Genomic DNA, 561 nt, shown 5'->3' with positions numbered 1-561 from the left:
TATGTTAATGTACCCTAGTCTATCACCGAAGAAAGGTTTCCCTAACATGCAAAGTACCCAGTTACTACAAACGCTTCAATCCGTGTTTGGTTTTGACTCATTACGCCAAGGCCAACAACCAGTTATTGAATCGGTCATGGATGGTTACTCTGCAGCAGCAATATTCCCAACGGGCTCGGGCAAATCTCTTTGTTATCAACTCCCCGCCACCATGCTGCCAAACCTCACTTTAGTGATCTCGCCATTACTGGCACTAATGAAAGATCAGCTGAGCTTTTTGCAAAGCAAAGGGATCGCCGCCGCTTCTATTGATAGCAGCCAAAGCAGAGAAGAAGCGCAATGCGTAATGGTTGGAGTCAAAAACGGTGAAATCAAAATTTTGATGATTTCTGTCGAACGCCTCAAAAACGAGCGCTTTCGCGAGTTCATTCGTCAAGTGCCAATCTCTTTGATGGTAGTCGATGAAGCGCACTGTATCTCTGAGTGGGGACATAACTTCCGTCCGGATTACCTCAAGTTGCCGCAATATCAGCGAGAACTGAATATTCCCCAAACCTTGTT

General features: G+C 45.6%; 1 protein-coding gene. It reads left to right on the top strand.

Annotated elements, in window-relative coordinates:
* Positions 1 to 46: 46 nt before the first annotated feature.
* The coding region (locus R7190_RS29630; protein WP_318138174.1) for a DEAD/DEAH box helicase at positions 47 to 561 on the top strand (515 nt) is incomplete at its 3' end.

The sequence above is a fragment of the Vibrio sp. 1078-1 genome (genome assembly GCF_033340475.1).
The sequence above is the reverse complement of the archived record's forward strand: the minus strand, read 5'-3'. Positions and strand labels throughout refer to the sequence as shown.